The organism is Paenibacillus sp. FSL W7-1287 (genome assembly GCF_038004245.1).
Classification (GTDB): domain Bacteria; phylum Bacillota; class Bacilli; order Paenibacillales; family Paenibacillaceae; genus Pristimantibacillus; species Pristimantibacillus camelliae.
Genome location: NZ_JBBORD010000001.1, coordinates 2,890,841 through 2,908,826, shown reverse-complemented (window position 1 = coordinate 2,908,826; position 17,986 = coordinate 2,890,841). Strand labels below are relative to the sequence as shown.

At 41.0% G+C, this 17,986-nt stretch carries 15 protein-coding genes; 14 read left to right on the top strand and 1 reads right to left on the bottom strand.

Features of this window, described 5'->3' with window-relative positions; genetic code table 11:
* The first annotated feature begins 108 nt into the window (after positions 1–108).
* Genes NSQ99_RS13280 through NSQ99_RS13270 form a run of 3 tightly spaced genes read left to right on the top strand, consistent with a single transcriptional unit; the run spans position 109 to position 4,218 of the window.
* Positions 109–1,014, top strand: coding sequence for an ABC transporter permease (locus NSQ99_RS13280; protein WP_340838792.1), 906 nt, complete (start codon positions 109–111; stop codon positions 1,012–1,014).
* The gene (locus NSQ99_RS13275; RefSeq protein WP_340837133.1) at positions 1,008–1,871 is read left to right on the top strand and encodes a carbohydrate ABC transporter permease; all 864 of its coding nucleotides are present in this window, start codon (positions 1,008–1,010) and stop codon (positions 1,869–1,871) included. The genes NSQ99_RS13280 and NSQ99_RS13275 overlap by 7 nt, the downstream gene beginning before the upstream one ends.
* A gap of 58 nt (positions 1,872–1,929) precedes the next feature.
* Complete coding sequence (locus NSQ99_RS13270) at positions 1,930–4,218, top strand: helix-turn-helix domain-containing protein (RefSeq protein WP_340837131.1); 2,289 nt, start codon at positions 1,930–1,932, stop codon at positions 4,216–4,218.
* A gap of 75 nt (positions 4,219–4,293) precedes the next feature.
* Here the strand turns inward: NSQ99_RS13270 and NSQ99_RS13265 are convergent, their stop codons facing one another.
* Positions 4,294–5,502, bottom strand: coding sequence for a GNAT family N-acetyltransferase (locus NSQ99_RS13265; protein WP_340837129.1), 1,209 nt, complete (start codon positions 5,500–5,502; stop codon positions 4,294–4,296).
* 141 nt (positions 5,503–5,643) lie between these two features.
* Here NSQ99_RS13265 and NSQ99_RS13260 point away from each other — a divergent pair, with 141 nt between their 5' ends.
* The 11 genes from NSQ99_RS13260 to NSQ99_RS13210 all read left to right on the top strand — a co-directional run bounded on the left by NSQ99_RS13260 (position 5,644) and on the right by NSQ99_RS13210 (position 17,960).
* Entirely contained in the window at positions 5,644–7,014 is a 1,371-nt protein-coding gene (locus tag NSQ99_RS13260) for an FAD-dependent oxidoreductase (protein WP_340837127.1), read from the top strand.
* Entirely contained in the window at positions 7,007–8,644 is a 1,638-nt protein-coding gene (locus NSQ99_RS13255) for a hypothetical protein (protein WP_340837126.1), read from the top strand. Before NSQ99_RS13260 ends, NSQ99_RS13255 begins: the two co-directional genes overlap by 8 nt.
* Positions 8,645–8,668: 24 nt before the next feature.
* Positions 8,669–9,985 (top strand): GTP cyclohydrolase IIa, encoded by a 1,317-nt coding sequence (locus tag NSQ99_RS13250; protein WP_340837124.1) that lies wholly within the window; start codon positions 8,669–8,671, stop codon positions 9,983–9,985.
* A 222-nt stretch (positions 9,986–10,207) separates the two neighbouring features.
* Complete coding sequence (locus tag NSQ99_RS13245) at positions 10,208–11,224, top strand: NAD-dependent epimerase/dehydratase family protein (protein ID WP_340837122.1); 1,017 nt, start codon at positions 10,208–10,210, stop codon at positions 11,222–11,224.
* Positions 11,224–12,282 carry a dihydrodipicolinate synthase family protein gene (locus NSQ99_RS13240; RefSeq protein WP_340837121.1) on the top strand — a complete coding sequence of 353 codons (1,059 nt, stop codon included), beginning with the start codon at positions 11,224–11,226 and terminating at the stop codon, positions 12,280–12,282. Before NSQ99_RS13245 ends, NSQ99_RS13240 begins: the two co-directional genes overlap by 1 nt.
* A 27-nt stretch (positions 12,283–12,309) precedes the next feature.
* The gene (gene sdaAB / locus NSQ99_RS13235) at positions 12,310–12,996 is read left to right on the top strand and encodes an L-serine ammonia-lyase, iron-sulfur-dependent subunit beta (RefSeq protein WP_340837118.1); all 687 of its coding nucleotides are present in this window, start codon (positions 12,310–12,312) and stop codon (positions 12,994–12,996) included.
* Positions 12,993–13,898, top strand: a complete 906-nt coding sequence (sdaAA, locus tag NSQ99_RS13230; protein ID WP_340837117.1) for an L-serine ammonia-lyase, iron-sulfur-dependent, subunit alpha — start codon at positions 12,993–12,995, stop codon at positions 13,896–13,898. The genes sdaAB and sdaAA overlap by 4 nt, the downstream gene beginning before the upstream one ends.
* Positions 13,876–15,042 carry a M20 metallopeptidase family protein gene (locus tag NSQ99_RS13225; RefSeq protein ID WP_340837115.1) on the top strand — a complete coding sequence of 389 codons (1,167 nt, stop codon included), beginning with the start codon at positions 13,876–13,878 and terminating at the stop codon, positions 15,040–15,042. Before sdaAA ends, NSQ99_RS13225 begins: the two co-directional genes overlap by 23 nt.
* 59 nt (positions 15,043–15,101) lie before the next feature.
* Positions 15,102–15,992 (top strand): Gfo/Idh/MocA family oxidoreductase, encoded by an 891-nt coding sequence (locus NSQ99_RS13220; protein ID WP_340837114.1) that lies wholly within the window; start codon positions 15,102–15,104, stop codon positions 15,990–15,992.
* An 18-nt stretch (positions 15,993–16,010) separates the two neighbouring features.
* A complete protein-coding gene (locus NSQ99_RS13215; RefSeq protein WP_340837112.1) occupies positions 16,011–17,075 on the top strand; it encodes a Gfo/Idh/MocA family protein in 1,065 nt (354 codons plus the stop codon).
* Positions 17,076–17,099: 24 nt separating this feature from the next.
* Complete coding sequence (locus NSQ99_RS13210) at positions 17,100–17,960, top strand: sugar phosphate isomerase/epimerase family protein (RefSeq protein WP_340837110.1); 861 nt, start codon at positions 17,100–17,102, stop codon at positions 17,958–17,960.
* Positions 17,961–17,986: the final 26 nt, after the last annotated feature.

Here is a 17,986-nt window from a genome sequence, read left to right as displayed (position 1 = left end):
GGCACTAGTATTGGTTAGTGTCACCATCTTATTAGAGGAGGAAGAATTATGTCGGATACTAACACCGCTGAAATGCGATCAAAGACAGCACCTTCATTCAAACGCAAAATGAACAATCTAGGCAGAAGTATTGTTCGTGACCGTCAATTATTAATTATTTTTATTCCTTGTCTTGTATTTTATTTGTTATTTCGTTATGGTCCATTATACGGATTAATTATTGCCTTTAAGGATTATAGTGTTTTTAAAGGTATAATTGAAAGTCCTTGGGTTGGTTTTGATAATTTTATTAAGTTTTTTAACGCCATAGAATTTTGGCAGCTGTTCAGAAATACGTTTTTACTAGGATTTTTAACGCTTGTCTTTTCTTTCCCAGTTCCAATATTACTTGCTCTACTATTGAATGAAGTACGTATTTCTTGGTTCAAAAAAGGTGTACAGACAGCTAGTTATTTACCTACGTTTTTATCAGTTGTTATTATTTCAAGTATGATTATTGATTTCCTATCTCCTACCAATGGAATTATTAATAGGCTGTTGGTGATGCTCGGCTTTGAAAGTAAGTATTTTCTTATTGATCCGAATTGGTTCCGTCCGATTTATATACTATCGGAAATTTGGACCAATGCAGGATATGAGTCGATCGTATATTTAGCAGCTATTGCTGGCATTAGTCCGACATTGTATGAAGCAGCGAAAGTTGACGGTGCAAGCAGATTTAAGATGATATTCAACGTCACACTGCCAAGCATTCTACCAACGGTATTAATTATGTTGATTCTAAAAACAGGTAACATGATTACGATTGGCTATGAAAAGGTTCTGCTGCTCTATAATACCATGACTTACGAAGTAGCAGATGTATTCTCTACCTTTGTATATCGTAAAGGATTACTTGCAAATGATTATAGCTACGGTGCAGCAGTAGGTCTGTTTGAAGCGTTTGTAGCGATGGCATTACTATTAATTTCCAACTATGCAAGTAAGCGTATGGGAGGTAGTGGGCTATGGTAGGACATAGAAAGCTGAGTCTATTCGATATTACCAACACTTTAATTCTATTGCTTGTTGCGTGCTCAACAATATTGCCGCTCGTTTATATAACAGCTATCTCGCTCAGTGATACGGCTAGTGTAACACAAGGTAAAGTCTTCTTATGGCCGAAAGGATTGAATTTTGAAGCCTATGGTCAAGTATTGAACGATGTCAAAATTCCACGATCATATCTAAATACCATTATGTATACCGCTTTAGGAACTTTCATTAATGTGCTTATGACCTGTCTAGCAGCCTATCCTTTAGCGCAGCGTGGATTTGTAGGAAGAAAGTATTGGATGTTTTTAATCGTAGCTACCATGTTCTTAAACCCTGGTATTATTCCAAACTACCTGATCGTTAAGGAACTCGGATTGCTGGATTCGGTTTGGGCACTCGTTATCCCCAATGCGATATGGACATTCCAGTTAATTATACTGAAAAGTTTCTTTGAAAACTCATCCAGCTCTATTCGTGAAGCTGCTAAGGTTGACGGTGCATCGGAGTATCGTATACTATTCAATATTATGATACCGCTTTCAAAGCCTGCGCTTGCATCTATTGCACTATTTTACTTTATTGGTCATTGGAATAGTTATTTTTTACCAATGATTTACTTGAACACAGACACATTGTACCCATTGCAGGTTGTATTGCGTCAAATGCTTGTGTTTAGCGAAAGTACGGGCTCCAATCTAGTGGAAGCTGCGGCGCTTGCACCTCAAGCGAAAAAGAATGCAACAATTGTGTTAGCAATGATTCCGGTTTTATTAGTGTATCCGTTCGCACAAAAATACTTTGCAAAAGGTGTTATGCTTGGCTCAGAAAAAGGGTGAACGATGAAGCGATTGAATGTATAGATTAGAGCGGCATCGATAGTTTATGAGAGAAAGGATGAATCAAGTGAAACGATATATTACAAGCTTTGGCGTATCGCAAATTTTTTTATCACTACTCATTGTCATTGTAATTATGTCGTATTCGTCATATTCGATCTATCGAACGTCGATTTCTAATATTTACGATAACATTAAAGAAACGAACAAGCTGGCGACACAGTCAGCAATGTTGTATTTCGATAATGTATTTCAATCCATTCATAATTTAATTCATTCACTGGAACAAATGCCCCCATATGAATATCCGCTTCATCGTAACGGGAAATTGGATTCTTATGAGGCGCATAAGTTTACGAATAATTTAACATCAACATTATTTACGATCGACTACATTGAGGAGATTATCGTACTGTTTAAGGATGAAGAGTTAGCCTTCACCTCAAAAGGAACGGTAGCCTTTGATTTCTTATTTAAAGAAAAATACGTGAATGATCAATATACCCAAGTCTTTTGGAATGACTTTATGACGTCAGATCGTCCGCTGAAGGTGTTTCCAAGCTCTACCTACAGGGTACTCTATTCTGATCACCTTGCTTATGATGAAAAAAATCTCATGATTATTGCTAGCGACAATCGGTACACCAAAAGCAAAAAAGATTTTTTAATTGTTATTGATACAGAAAAGCTTATGGCTCATTTTGGGCAGACAACCTTTATTCCAGGCTCATCGTTAAAGATACTTGACCAAAATCATAATACTATTTTTAGTAGCGATGATAATTTAGAGCTTGTTGAGGTTCTGAATGACGTCATTCTGTCTAAACAATATGAAGAGCAGGCCGATGAGTTGTCAGTAAAAACGGAAAACTATGAGTATACGATCTATACATCGGACTACAATGACTTTGTATATATTAGCAAAGTACCTTATGAATTTAAAAACTTAAATTCGGTAGCTATTGGAAATCGAACGATTATCGTCATCAGTATAGCAAGTGCTATTTTAATTTCAGTGTTTATCAGTATTTATTTGTATCGGCCAGTACGAAAAATCATGAAAGTACTTGGAAAGGAAAATAGCAAAGGTAACGATTTTAGTAAAATTCAAAGCGGTGTAATAAGACTGCAACAGGAAAACGATCAATTCAAACAGCAGCTTGACTATGTAGAAACCGAATTGAAGCGAAATACTTTCATAAAAATAATAGATGACTACTTACATAGTGAGCAGCATGAGTTTCAGCTACAAAAATACTACCCTGAATTTTTTAATTCCAAGTATTTTATTTTAGGATTAGTTAGCGTGCGGGAAAAATCGATGCAGAAAGGCTTCACGCTCGCCGTTGAGAAAATTGCAGAGAAAATGGTGAGAAAATTAGAGAAGGAAGAATTAGAGGCGCAGGCGTTTCATTATCTTAGGGATCAATTTATCGTCATTATTTCTCTGCATCAGCATGCTGATCGAGATAAGATTCATCGGAAGTTAAATCGTTCAATCCTTCAGTTAGAAAAAGAAGATTTAATTGGCTATGATCTATGGATATGCGTAAGTAAAGAATACCGAGCGACGATTGAAAATTGCGGAAGCGCCTTTAAAGATGTAGAAAATGCTCAAAAATATCGGAATATTAATGAAAAAAACAAGGTTATGGACGCAAGCAAAATCGATTTTGTATGGAGCATTTATTTCCCATATGAGAATATGGAGCGAATGACGAATTACATTATGAGTGGTAAGGTCGAGAAAAGCATTGAGCTAATAAAAGAAACGCTAAAAGAAAATTATGATCGCAATATTCATGAGCACCAATTCAAGTACGTAGCCCAATCTATCTTTTTCTACATGTATCGTAATATAGGCAGCATGATGCAATCTATTCATGAATTGTATCGCATTGAGAACGAGTTTTTAATGCAGCAGGAATATGTAACCGACTACGAAGAGGTGGAGGCATTGCTCATTGATGCAATCTCCGAGATGGCTAAGTTTACGACAAAAACAGTCGAGGCAAAGCTGAACCCTGCATTTATTACTCAATATATCGAGATACACTATATGGAAAATATGTATCTTGAGGATATATCGGAGGTTATGGATACTACACCAAAATACTTCTCGAATTACTTCAAAAAAACATTCGGAATTAATTACGTTGAGTATCTGAACAAAGTGAGATTATCACATGCCCGTACGATGCTCAGAGAGACAACGCTATCAATTGGCGACATCGGAGCGAAAACTGGGTATTTAAATTCATCAACGTTTACGACAACCTTCAAGAAATATTATGGCATCTCTCCGAGCGAATATCGCAGACAGGCTATTGCTAGATCGGATGATTAACCCAAAGCAAATTAAATGTAGTAGAAAATAATAAAATCGCTCCTATGAGCGATTTTATTATAGCTGCGATTAAATTTAGATTTTATCAGTGGTATAGAAGATAGAATGCTGTAGTGGAAACAGTATGGCACGAAGAGATTCTGCTAAGGTGTTGGTATCAATCTCATCGTTTTTGTACCCATTTATAATATTGCAGATGAAGTATTCAGGTGTAAAGGACAAATAGTATGTTTCATGCGCTGGCTGCTCGATTTCTTCATGCGACAGGATAAGAGTTTTGTTGCTGTAATTTAAGTAAAAGTTTCGATCACCAATTTGCAGCACAATATTCATTCGATCATCATGGAACAAGCTAGCGAGTAATCGAGCTTCGAATTCAGAGCGTAATTTTCCTATGAGCGAATCGATGTTTAACATTTTCCACATCGTATAATTTATCGGAACTTCTGTTGCAGCAATTGATTGAACATACGAATATAGCTTATGGTCTCTAGTTAATTTTGCTTGAATATGGGTACAGCCTGACCGTAAATTGCATAAGGCAGTGAATAAGGAGATTACTTCATGCTCTGCTTCAGGCAAGTAATTGAGCTCATAAAGTATCGCACGATCAGTGGAGGATTTTTCAATTAAGCCGTAGGCAACAATTTTGGCTCCATCATGCAATAGAAGACAATCTGTTTTTTTCCATTCTGGCCATTTAATAAGATCGTGCCAATAAGAGGCATTCCTGACTACGGTACAGGTTCTCGATTGGTTATATTGTTCATATATCGCTTGAAGCTGGTCTATGTACTCAATCGAAAATGGGATGATTTTATAGAGCGATGACGGAGCTTGATAGGAAGGTCGCTCAATCATATAAGCGCTTTCAGGGATAAGCTTCCAACCAAGCTTTTCATAATAAGGGTGAATGACGGCAAACAGCAGCCCTAGGTCATATTCATTTTTAATCATCCATTCACACTGGGCGTTCAATATACTTTGGGCTAATCCCATACCCCGATAATTAGGGTCAGTACCGACGCTTCCGATACCGCCTACTTTTAATACAGTATTTCCTACGCGCAGCTTCAGAGGGAAAATTTGTATAGACGACGCAATGTTTTCATCTACAGTTGCATACCAGGTCGTTTCAGGCTGATAGGCTGTATCCTGTAGCAGGCGATCTCGAAAATAATCTCCGCCAACAATAAAAACCTTGTCTAGGATATAAAATATTCTCTCTAATTGAGCTGGACTTGGAGAATGAGTAATGTTAATGGATGGCTGATTTGTTGTCATTGTCTGTACCTCCATAGTGTCAATTTCTAGTCATTGATCGATATAGGACTTCTGTCATCATACGAAAGATTATATAGCGTCGTAGGCAGCATTGGTATATAAAGACGATTAATTATCCTACAAAGTAAAGGAGCTGGCAGTATGGTTCAGAACTTGAAAGCTTATGATGTCGTTGTACTTGGCGGAGGGCCTGCAGGAATAACTGCTGCAATCAGTGCGGCGAGAAACGGTGCAAGCACATTATTAGTCGAGCGTTATGGATTTCTAGGCGGCATGTCGACAGCTGCATTAGTATATCCTTGGATGACGTTCCACTCTTCAGCAGGTGAACAAGTAATAAAAGGGCTGGCACAGGAAATTATTGACCGCTTGCAGGCGCGAAACGGTTCACCTGGACATTTGCGAGATACGATTGGTTTTACATTCTCCTTAACACCTTATCATCCTGAAATTTATAAGGTCGTTGCCTATGAAATGCTGCAGGAGGCAGGGGCAGAGGTGCTGCTGCATACATCAGCGATTGATGTGTTTACTGAAAACGAAACCATTAAACATGTGGTGGTAAATAATAAATCAGGAACAACGAAGGTGAGCGGTAATTTTTTTGTTGATGCGACAGGCGATGCAGATATCGCATATATGTCTGGTGCGCCATGGGAGCAAGGGAATAGCAATCAAAAGGTACAGCCAATGACGATGAAGTTTCGAATGAAAGGTGTACAGCTGAACAAAGTAAAGCAGTATATAAAAGAAAATCAGGATCAATTTTATGAAAAAACGATGTTTGATCAATTAGATGATATCCCTCTAACTTCGATAGCCGGCTTTTATCGGCTGTGGGAGCAAGCGAAGCTATCAATACCTAGAGAAGGCGTGTTGTTTTTCGCTGGACCAGCAGCAGATGAAGTATTAATCAATGTTTCAAGAGTATCTGGACTTGATCCGACAAATGCGGCGGATTTAACAAAAGCTGAATATGAAGGTAGAAAGCAAGTGCTGGAGCTGGAGCAATTTTTCAAGCAATATGTACCTGGATTCGAACATGCGTCTGTCTCAGAGGTAGGTTCGCAGATCGGTGTACGTGAAACAAGACGAATTATCGGTCATTACGTGCTTAATGGCATCGATGTACTGGATGCTCGTCGTTTCCCAGATGTGATCGCAAGAAGTGGATATCCTATCGATATTCATAATCCTGAAGGGAAAGGAATCACTGCTAATTTTATTAGAGAGGGAGGGGCATATGATATTCCATATCGATGCCTTATTCCGCAAAAGGTCAGTAATTTGCTGTTAGCTGGACGCTGCATCTCAACAACACATGAAGCACAAGCAACGACTAGATTAACCCCTAGCTGCATGGCCATCGGGCAAGCAGCAGGCACAGCTGCAGCCATCGCGGTTCAGCTGCAATGCGCCAATCATGAGGTTCCTATTGATATGTTGCAGGGCAAGCTGTTAGAGCAGTATGCCGAGCTTGGGCTTGATGGGGAGGAAGCAAGCAATGGTTAATGATGTTGCGATTGAGCTATTGGAGGATCAAAGAATATTACATTTCGCAAAGGATCAATTCATGCAGCAGTTGAAAGCTGCAGAAGCAGGCGAAGCAGCGCGGAGTGTAAACATATTCGAACGAGTAGTTATTGGGACATTTACTCACTTGCAGTCAAGTGCTCCAGAATTAGCCTCATTTTTGGGGAGCAAGATAAATACTGCGAAGTTTTCAGATGAATTTGTACTTCATGTCGACGAGAAAACGCTATATATCATTGGAGTTACTCCGCGTGCCGCATTATACGCGGTTTATCATTACTTTGAAATTCAGTACGGGATGCACTGGATTTATCCTGGTCAGCCACCTACGTTTCTAGAACAAAAAGAGAAATTAACGCTGCAGACACCGCTGCATGTTGCTCCATTAGTAGAGCGAAGAGGCTTAGTCATCGAGACGATTGATGATTTGCCCTTTATTGAAGCACTTATTGATTGGTTAGCAAAGCATAAAATAAATGAATTATTTTTCACCTTTACATTATGGGACAAAATAGGATCAGCGATCCAAGAGATGATTCTCGACAGAGGCATTGATCTTACCTTAGGCGGACATAGCACCTCCTTTTTCCTAAAGCAGCTACAAAGTATTCCTGCGGCTGATCATCCTTATACAGCAAAGCAACAGCTTGATTACTCTGATCTGAGCTGGCAGGATGAACTATGTGACCATATTACGCTTAATTGCCACAAAGTTGGAAATCTTAAGCGTATATCATTATGGCCTGAAGATATTAAGCATCAGTCTTCAAGTCATTTCTTGACAACCTATATTGGATTTACTGAGCGTTTACAGCAAAAGCTCCATCGCAGAGGATTATCACTGGAGGTCGAGCATATCGCCTACAATGCTGGATTAGCTTGGGATATGCTTGAGCGTCAAGGTCAAGCGATATCGTCAAAGGTGAACACGCTGTTTGCATATTGGGGCAGAGATTATAGCAAGAGATTAGATCAGTCTATTAATGCCAGTGACAAGACAGCCTATACTGCATTAATTGATTGGCAGGAGCAAACAAATTACCATTCAACCAAGCTCACCATTTTTGAGTATTACAGTGATCATTTTATGCTTAGTCCGTTGTTTCCGATGCTGGCGCATAGAATAGCTGAAGATATTAAGTTTTATGTCTCGTTAGGTGTTCATGGAATAACGAATTTGATCGTGCCGAGTCATGTCGAGCGTTATTCCTATCAATGGAATCAAAATTTTAATTGTTATGTCTTTGCAAGATCGCTGTGGAACCATTCACTAGATGACACGATAAATTTGTTTATTCAATATTTCCCCTCTGAAATTCGTTCGACAGTACGAGCGTTACTGCTGAAGCTTGAACAGGAGATTGCGATTTTAACGAGATGGAATGTTCCCTTTTTCCCAGCTAGAGCAGTAGACCCGCTAAAAACACTCTCGGTATCGATCGAGGACAGTAAAGAAGTGGTTGAACAGTTAGATCGGATTATTAAGCTAGTGCAAACCTATCTAAACAAAGAAGAACTGAAATCCTCGTTACAGCTGAATGAAACACTTTTACATTACGAACGATATGCAGAGTCTGTTAAGGAGCAGTGGCTTTCTCTATCAAATTAAAGCGTAAAAAAGGCGGTGTTGGTTGTGGTTATTTCCATTGGAATTATTGGCACGAAGGAAGTTGTTAAACAAATTAAGCGTGTAATCAAAGCGTTTCCAACCTTTTCACCTTCTACGTGTATTGTTAATTCCGAAGACGATATCCCGATCATAGCTGAGCAATTGAGTAAAAGGGTAGAGGTTATTCTAATTTCAAGCGCATGGACGAATCGAAAATTGAAAAATAGACTTAAGCTTTCCATTCCAGTTCATTACTTGCCTATTACAGAAGCAAGCTTGTATAAAGCGCTGCTGCAGGCCGTGAATGGATTCCAACAAGTAAACGGGATTTCGATTGACACGTTGACGAATGTGGTAGTTTCAAGGGCGGTTCAGGAGCTTGCCTTAGAAGAATTGGATTGTCATGTATTCAATGGCCCGCTATACGCTACGACAGATCAGCTTGTTGCTTTTCATAGAGAGCAGGTTGTAGCTAGCAGATGTTCAATCGTTTTAACTGGCGTCCAGTCTGTTGCACAGCAGCTTAATGAGGAAGGGATCAATAGCATATGGATGACCCCCTCTGATCAGGATATTGTCGTGACCTTGGAGCGAGCACTCCTATCTACGGAATCTCGAAAAAATAAAGAGGCTCAAGTCGTAGTTGGGGTAATCAATGTAGATGATTTTGAGAAGCTAGCAAAGGCGAAGAAAAATGAGCACGAAGTACAAATGCTTAAATTAGATATTCAACGCATGATTCTTAATTATGTGGAATCGCTTGATGGATATGCTACGTATTTGGGTGGAGATGAATATTTGTTTTTTACTACGCGAGGAATATTTGAACGTGAAACGAGAGGCTACAAATTAATACCTCTTGCGAAGGATGCAAAATTAAATTATAGCATTAGCTTAAGCTTGGGCATTGGCTTTGGCATGACAGCCAATGATGCAGGGACAAATGCGCGTGAAGCCCTTCGAAAAGCGAAAGAAGCGGGAGGAAATGGCTGCTTTATTGTTCGTGAAGATAAATCAGTCATTGGTCCTGTTGAAATGTCCGATCCGATCAAGGCTTCCATTGCCCCACTTGATCATTTGCTCGTTAAGAAGGCTGAAGCAGCTGGCATGACTAGCAATTATTTAAGTAAGCTTGTGACTTATATGTGTAAGCATCAGAAATTTGAGTATCACGTTCATGAACTGGCAAGCATACTGAATATTACGGCGAGAAGCGCTCATCGACTATTGTTAGTATGGCTTGATTATCAATTAATCGAAATATCACGCATCGAGAAAGTACCAAAAGGGCGTCCTCGTCAAATGTATTGGTTTAAATTTATTGAGCAAAAGGCTTATTGAGATCAATATCAGGCATAAGCCATTGCTAGTCTATCTTTATGCTCGTATTGAGAGACCATTAGCTAATAGTTAGTGGTCTCTTTTTTTATTCTTTCATGGAAGCCATTACTCCTGGTAAGGTCGTGAAAAGCAGCGGACTTAAAGACAATTAGTCGTCCTGTCTTTTAATCATATGGCTGATTACAATGAAGTTAATTCCAGAATATGAAAGGAGTTTGCATAATGAATACGTATGAGCAGTTACTTACTGAATTAACTACACCTACAGAGGAACTAGTTCAGGATTTAGAGAAAATTGATGGAGATATTACACTTCTAGGTGTTGGGGGTAAAATGGGACCAACCTTAGCTGCACTAGCAATGAATGCCATTTCTGAAGGTGGCTTAAATAAAAAAGTAATTGGTGTTTCAAGATTTTCAGACACTGAGGCTCGCCAAGAGCTGGAGGATTTAGGGGTACAGACCATTTCCTGTGATCTATTAGATGATGCTGCACTACAGGCATTGCCTCAATGTGAAAATGTTATCTATATGGCGGGCAATAAATTCGGTACAACAGGTCGCGAGCATTTTACGTGGGCGATGAATGCTTATTTGCCAGGTCGCGTTGCAGAAAAGTATAAGGATTCCCGCATCGTTGTATTTTCATCGGGCAATATTTATCCTTTTATGCCCGTAAACAGCGGCGGAGCTGATGAAACAGTCGAGGTTCAGCCCGTCGGTGAATATGCACAATCAACGCTTGGCCGCGAAAGGATTTTTGAACATCATTCTCACAAAAACGGAACGCCGATGACGATGTATCGACTTAATTATGCGATTGATATGCGCTACGGAGTGCTGCTAGAGCTTGCAAAAGCTGTAAATGAAGGAAGAGCGATTGATCTAACAACGGGTTTTGCTAATGTGATCTGGCAGGGAGATGCCAATGCAATGGCGCTGCGTTGCTTGAACCATTGCAGCTCACCTCCGACCATTATGAACATTACAGGTCCTGAAACGATGTCGATTCGCTGGGCAGCTCAGCAGTTTGCTAGCCGACTTAATAAACCAGCCATCTTTGAGAATTCTGAAGCAGACGTTGCCCTTTTGAACAATGCATCCAAGTCGCATCAACTGTTTGGTTATCCTCGTGTAAGCCTCCTGCAGATGATTGACTGGACAGCGGAGTGGGTTCAAAGCGGAGGGAAAACGTGGAACAAGCCTACACATTTTCAAGAGCGTGGAGGTAAATTCTAATGAAACTTGAGCAATCGTTGCTTGAAGCTCTGCACGAAGGGCTTGTTATTCCAGCTCATCCCTTAGCACTTACAGAAGATCGCAAATTAGATGAGCGGCATCAGCGAGCATTAACTCGCTATTATATGGCATCAGGTGCAGGTGGGGTTGCGGTCGGCGTTCATTCCACTCAATTTGAAATTCGTGACCCTGAGCATCAGCTATATGAGCCAGTATTGCGATTAGCGGCTGAAGAAATCGAGCGTGCTAAGCTGGATCGTCCATTTCTTAAAGTAGCAGGCGTGTGTGGTCCGACGGAGCAAGCGCTTACTGAAGTAAACATCGCATTAAATCTAGGCTACGATACCGTTCTTCTAAGTATGGGAGGGTTGCAAGGCTTGTCCGAGGAAGAGCATCTGGATCGGGTTCGCAGCATAGCAAGCAAAGTTCCTGTTATCGGCTTTTATTTGCAGCCATCCGTAGGTGGTCGAGTGTTTAGTTACGAGTTTTGGAGACAATTTGCTGAGATCGATAACATTGTAGCGATCAAGATGGCCCCTTTTAATCGTTACCAAAGCATTGATGTAGTTCGTGCGGTATGCTACTCAAGCCGAAGAAACGAGATTGCCCTATATACTGGCAATGACGACAACATCATTAATGATCTATTAACGACGTATCGTTTTACAGTAGAGGGAGAAGTGGTAGAGAAACAGGTGGTTGGTGGACTGCTAGGACACTGGGCAGTTTGGACGCAAAAAGCAGTAGAGCTGCTAGAGGAGATCAAGTTGGCTCGTCGATCACAGCAGATTGATATCAATTGGCTGTCAAGAAACATTGAAGTGACGGATACGAATGCGGCATTTTTTGATGCAGCAAATCATTTTGCCGGCTGCATTCCTGGAATTCATGAAGTGCTGCGTCGTCAAGGCTTGTTACAGGGCACATGGTGCCTAAATCCGCATGAGGTGTTATCACCAAGACAATTTGAAGAAATTGATCGCATGTATGAATGTTATCCTCATCTGCATGATGATGATTTTGTAAGAGACAATCTTGAAGTCTGGTTAGCACCATAAGTCGATGCTGTAAGAAGGAGGGAGAAGATGAGATTTAAAGATGTATTTTCTATCATCGGCCCTTCGATGATCGGCCCATCAAGCTCTCATACAGCGGGTGCGGTTAGAATCGGAAGAGTTGCACGAAAGCTGGCGGGAGCTCTACCTGAAATCGCAGAAATTTATTTATATGGATCATTTGCGGAAACGTATCATGGTCATGGAACAAATTTAGCATTAGTAGCAGGCTTGTTAGATTTTCACACGGATGATGATCGAATTAAGGATTCATTGACTCTAGCACGTCAAAGCGACATGCGTGTAACGTTTCATCCAATGCAGCAGTCATTGCCGCACGTTCATCCGAATACGGCTAAGCTAGTGCTGCAGGCTGGAGATAAAAAGTATGAGGTTGTTGGTTGCTCCATTGGTGGAGGAAATATAGAGATTATAAAAATCAATCAATACAATATAAAGTTTAGTGCGAATTATCCTACACTGCTTATCTTTCATAACGATAGACCTGGTATGATTGCAATGATTACACATGTACTGCAGCAGTATCATATGAACATTAGCCATATGAAGGTGGAGCGCGCATCGCGCCATGGGGATGTCTTGACGGTTATTGAACTAGATGAATGGAGAAACAAAGAGGTGCTAAAGCACCTCTTATTAGTCCCGGATATTAATGAAGTGCATGCTATTGACCTAATGGAAGGTGATCAGCAGTGAGATTTCAAACGTTACAGCAGATCAAGGACATATGTGAAGCGGAGCAGCTCACGATAGCTGAATTAATGATAACCGAGCAAATGCAGCAATCCGCTCAAACCAGAGAACTCATCGAAGGGCAAATGAGTGGATATTACCAAATTATGAAGGAAGCCGTTCGCAAAGGGATTGAAGAGACGGTTACTTCGCGAAGCGGGTTAACAGGTGGCGATGCAAAGCGAGTGCATGACTATTTAAGCGGCGGCGTTTCCTCCTTAGATCAGGAAGCCTGCCTGGCACTAGCATATGCATTATCTGTATCTGAAGTCAATGCCTCCATGGGCAGAATTATTGCTACACCAACAGCAGGCTCGTGTGGAATTATTCCTGGAGTTTTCGTTAGCTCACAGCAACGGTTCGGCTGGAGTGACGAGAAATTAGTGAATGGACTGTTTACAGCAGGAGCGATTGGCTATGTCATAGCTAACTCTTCATTCGTTTCAGGTGCAGAGGGCGGCTGCCAAGCAGAGGTAGGATCTGCTATCGGGATGGCAGCGGGAGCGATAACCGAATTAAGAGGTGGAACCCCAGAACAAGTAATGCATGCTGTTGCACTTGCTTTGAAAAATTGTTTGGGGCTAATTTGTGATCCTGTTGCAGGATTAGTAGAAATTCCTTGCATTGTTCGCAATGGATTTGGTGCGGTGACTGCATTGGCAGCGGCAGATATGGCTTTAGCAGGCGTGAGGAGTGTTATACCTTCTGACGAGGTGATTGGCGTTATGCTTCAGGTTGGGTTATCGATGCCGTCACAGTATCGTGAAACCGCACAAGGCGGATTAGCCCAAACACCAACCGGACGTCGCATTGCTAAACAATGGAATAGAGCGGAGGCAGAGGATGACAATGAAACGATTAGTTGATGAAGATCTAACGTCACGTATGATTGCTTTTCGCCGAGAGCTGCATTCGTTTCCAGAATTGAGTTTGGAGGAAGAACAAACTTCAAAAAAAATTGCATCCCAATTAGATGAGCTGAACATTCCTTATCGAACGAACGTGGGCGGATACGGTATCGTTGCAGATCTAAGAAGTGAGGTTGAAGGGCCTACGATTGCTCTACGTGCTGATATGGATGCCTTACCTATAGAGGAAGAAACAAATTTACCGTATGCTTCAACCCGAAAAGGAATTATGCATGCTTGTGGACATGATGCGCATACCGCAATTTTATTAGGTGCAGCCGAATTATTGCAGCGAGAAAAGCTAAATGGTCATGTTCGATTTATATTTCAGGGTGCGGAGGAGCTTAATCTAGGTGCTAAAGCAATGATTGAGGCTGGTGTGCTGGATGAAGTAGAAGAGATCTATGGATTGCATAATTTACCTACGTTATCAGCTGGCAAGCTAGCTACTTGCACAGGTTCAATGATGGGCTCTGTTGATCGAATCGATATCCGCATTGAAGGAAAAGGGGCACATGGAGCGATTCCTAATGAAGGAGTAGATCCGATTCTATGTGCTTCTGCCATAGTGATGGCATTGCAAAGCATTGTTAGTCGTGAATTAAGTCCGTTCGATCCTGCAGTCATTACCATCGGCAGCATAAAGGCTGGTGATGCGAATAACGTTATTCCGCAATATGCAACGCTTAGTGGAACCGTTCGAACCTTTAATCCGCTCATTCAAAGAACGATGCAGACGCGTATTGAGCGCATTTTGAAAAATACTGCCGACAGCTATCGCTGCAGCGCAAAACTGACCTATACAGAGCAAGTCCCTGTATTAGTTAACGATGAGCAGTCTGCTTTTGTTGTAAATGAAGCGATAGATAACGTAATTGGCTCCGAGCATAGAATAGAAGCGGCGCCTACGTTGGCAGGCGAAGATTTTTCGCTATATTTGGAGAAGATCCCAGGATGTTTTTTTTGGTTAGGCTCTGGTCCCATGCAGCGTGCACATGAAGCATATGGCTTGCATCATCCGAGATTTACACTTGATGAGTCTTGCTTACCGATCGGTGCTGTTGTGCTTGCACAAATTGTTAAGCAACGGCTGGGTACATAGCAGGTCATTCGTCCTTCAGTCAATATACGTGAATGATAAGATAAGGAAGGTTGTTGCACATGTCACTAAAAATCGGAATGATTGGAACAGATTCATCGCATACCGTTGCCTTTGCACGAATAATTAATGATCAGGCGCATCCCTTTCATGTAGCAGGTGGGAAAATTACGCACGTTGTACGCACCTGGTCAGCAGATTTTCAGTTAAGCTATTCTCGTGAAGAGCGATTTAGCTCACAGCTATTCAATGATTTTGGTATCCCTTTTGCTCAGATGACTGATATTGGCAAGTATTGTGATGCATTCATGCTTGAAGCAGCTGACGGGCGAAAGCATCTAGAGTTATTTAAACAACTAGTAGTATGGAATAAGCCGATTTTTATTGATAAGCCGTTAGCAATAGGGGTTGAAGCAGCAAATGAAATCATCCAATTATCCAAACTTCATAACGTACCCGTAATGAGCAGCTCCGCTTTGCGCTATTCGCATGCACTGAATGAGCAATTAAGCAGCATCGATAAGCAGCAGATCAGAAAAGTAACGGTCAAATGTCCGTTAATCATTGAACCGACACAATCGAGGTATTACTGGTATGTCATTCATGGAGTGGAAGTGCTTTATGCGATATTAGGCGCTGGATGTATCGATATTGCTGTTGCGATTAACGAGCATTCGGATGTTATTACTGGTATATGGAGTAATGAAATGATTGGTGAAATTGTTTGCGCTCACGATACAACACAGCCATTCGAAGTAATTGTACATACCGAAAATCAAGAAGTTTTCATCTCGTTAAGCGATCAAGCGCACCAGATACCCTACTATGCTAGTTTACTAGAAGAGGTTATGTTGTTTTTTACTCATAAAACATCACCGATTTCTTATGACGAAATGCTAGAAGTTGTTTCGTTTATTGAAAAGGCCGAACAACAATATAAATCTATAACATGAACGGATAAGGAAGGGATCATGATGAAAAAACTTAAAGTGGCTGTCATTGGTTGCGGTACGATTTCTCGCGGTCAGCATATTCCCGCTTACATAAACAGCGGAATGGCAGAGATTAAATACTTGGTGGATGATATTGTTGAACGAGCTGAGGATGCGGCTAAGGAATTCGGTGTAGCCAATGCAACCAATGACTTGCAGGCTGTTTTGGCTGATCCTGATATCGATGCGATTTCAGTATGTACGCCAAATACAACACATGCCCCTATTTCTATTGCAGCAATGAGAGCGGGCAAGCATGTACTGTGCGAGAAGCCAGCGGGCATGAATTATGATGAAGTGCTTGAAATGAAGCAGGTAGCCGATGAAACGAATCGCATTCTAAATATTGGAGTAGTCAATCGCTACAATACAGCAGTGAATAAAATCAAAGCGATCATTGATAACGGAGAGCTTGGCAATGTGTATCATGTATACTGTTCATTTAGATCGCATCGATCCATTCCTGGCTTAGGCGGTCCTTTTACGATTAAAGCCAAATCAGGTGGCGGCGTGCTTATCGACTGGGGCGTGCATTTCCTGGATTTAATTTTCTACGTGTTAGGCGAGCATACGAAAGCTAGAACTGTTTCTGGTGCAACTTATGGCGAGCTTGGTGCACAAATTCAAGACTATACGTATACAAGCATGTGGGCTGGTCCTCCGAACCGAGAAGGGATTTTCAACGTGGACGATTTTATTACAGGTCTTATTCGTACAACTGGGCCTACGATCAGCTTGAATGGAGCTTGGGCACAAAATATTGGCGAAAATGCAATGTTTATTGAATTTTTAGGATCAAAAGCAGGCATTAAACTGCAATATGGTGGAGATTTCAAAATTTTCAGTACAAAAAATGGCATGTTGCTTGAAACGGAAGCAAAGTTTATAAAGGAAAATATGTTTGAAGAAGAAATAAAATCCTTTTTAGTTTCAGTTTCAGAGAATAAGAAGGACCGAGCGAATATCGATCATATTATGACTACGACAAAGGTGCTTGATGCATTGTATGAATCATCTATTAAAGGTAGAGAGATTATGGTGTAACCATTCCATCGGAGGTGAAGCAATATGAAATTTGGCATTAGCACATATAGCTTGCATCAAGCTTTTAAATCAGGTCAGCTTACCATCGCAGGAGTTATCGAGACGGTTGCCGAGCTTGGAGCAGAGCATGTCGAAATTGTTCCGCTAGGGTACAATCTAGTGGATCAGCCCGAGTTGATTCCGATTATTAAACACAGTGCTCAGCAAACAGGGCTTGAGCTGTCTAATTATGCGATTCAAGCTAATTTTTCAGATCTATCTGCGACTGCTTTTCAGCAAGAGATTGAGAGAGTTAAGTCTGAGGTTGATGTTTGTGCCGAGCTTGGTATTCGTAAGATGAGGCATGACATTGGATTTTCTAAAGATGTCTCCTATGAGCATTTTATAAAGGAGCTTCCTGCATTCGTTACTGCAGCAACACAAATTTCTGAATATGCAGAGCAATATCATATTACGGCAAGTATTGAAAACCATGGTTTTTATGTGCAGCATAGCGAGCGCGTTCGGAAAATTGTTGAGGAGGTTAATCGTCATAACTTTAAAATGACCGTTGATATCGGGAACTTTTTATGTGTTGATGAAAATCCAGTGAGTGCGGTGGGAAGCTCTATTGAACTTGCTTCGATGGTTCATGTCAAAGATTTTTATATTCGTCCTGCCACGCACATCGTTAGCGAGGGTTGGTTTCAATCGGCTTCTGGTCAGTGGCTTCGTGGATCTATTCTTGGTCAAGGTGACATTGAGATGATGAAGGTGCTTCAACTTGTAAAAGACAGTCAGTACGATGATTATATTTCGCTAGAATTTGAAGGCATGGAAGAATGCATTAAGGGTACTAGGCTAGGTTTTGAATATTTGAAAAAAGCGTGGCAGCTGCTTGACTAATATTGTATGACCTAAGGAGGATGAAT

Coding starts and splice junctions, on each gene's coding strand:
- NSQ99_RS13260 (WP_340837127.1), top strand. CDS start 5,644: ATGGTTCAGAACTTGAAAGCTTATGATGTCGTTGTACTTGGCGGAGGG.
- NSQ99_RS13275 (WP_340837133.1), top strand. CDS start 1,008: ATGGTAGGACATAGAAAGCTGAGTCTATTCGATATTACCAACACTTTA.
- NSQ99_RS13270 (WP_340837131.1), top strand. CDS start 1,930: ATGAATCAAGTGAAACGATATATTACAAGCTTTGGCGTATCGCAAATT.
- NSQ99_RS13280 (WP_340838792.1), top strand. CDS start 109: ATGAACAATCTAGGCAGAAGTATTGTTCGTGACCGTCAATTATTAATT.
- NSQ99_RS13215 (WP_340837112.1), top strand. CDS start 16,011: ATGATGAAAAAACTTAAAGTGGCTGTCATTGGTTGCGGTACGATTTCT.
- sdaAB (WP_340837118.1), top strand. CDS start 12,310: ATGAGATTTAAAGATGTATTTTCTATCATCGGCCCTTCGATGATCGGC.
- NSQ99_RS13220 (WP_340837114.1), top strand. CDS start 15,102: ATGTCACTAAAAATCGGAATGATTGGAACAGATTCATCGCATACCGTT.
- NSQ99_RS13255 (WP_340837126.1), top strand. CDS start 7,007: ATGGTTAATGATGTTGCGATTGAGCTATTGGAGGATCAAAGAATATTA.
- NSQ99_RS13245 (WP_340837122.1), top strand. CDS start 10,208: ATGAATACGTATGAGCAGTTACTTACTGAATTAACTACACCTACAGAG.
- NSQ99_RS13265 (WP_340837129.1), bottom strand. CDS start 5,502: ATGACAACAAATCAGCCATCCATTAACATTACTCATTCTCCAAGTCCA.
- NSQ99_RS13240 (WP_340837121.1), top strand. CDS start 11,224: ATGAAACTTGAGCAATCGTTGCTTGAAGCTCTGCACGAAGGGCTTGTT.
- NSQ99_RS13225 (WP_340837115.1), top strand. CDS start 13,876: ATGACAATGAAACGATTAGTTGATGAAGATCTAACGTCACGTATGATT.
- NSQ99_RS13210 (WP_340837110.1), top strand. CDS start 17,100: ATGAAATTTGGCATTAGCACATATAGCTTGCATCAAGCTTTTAAATCA.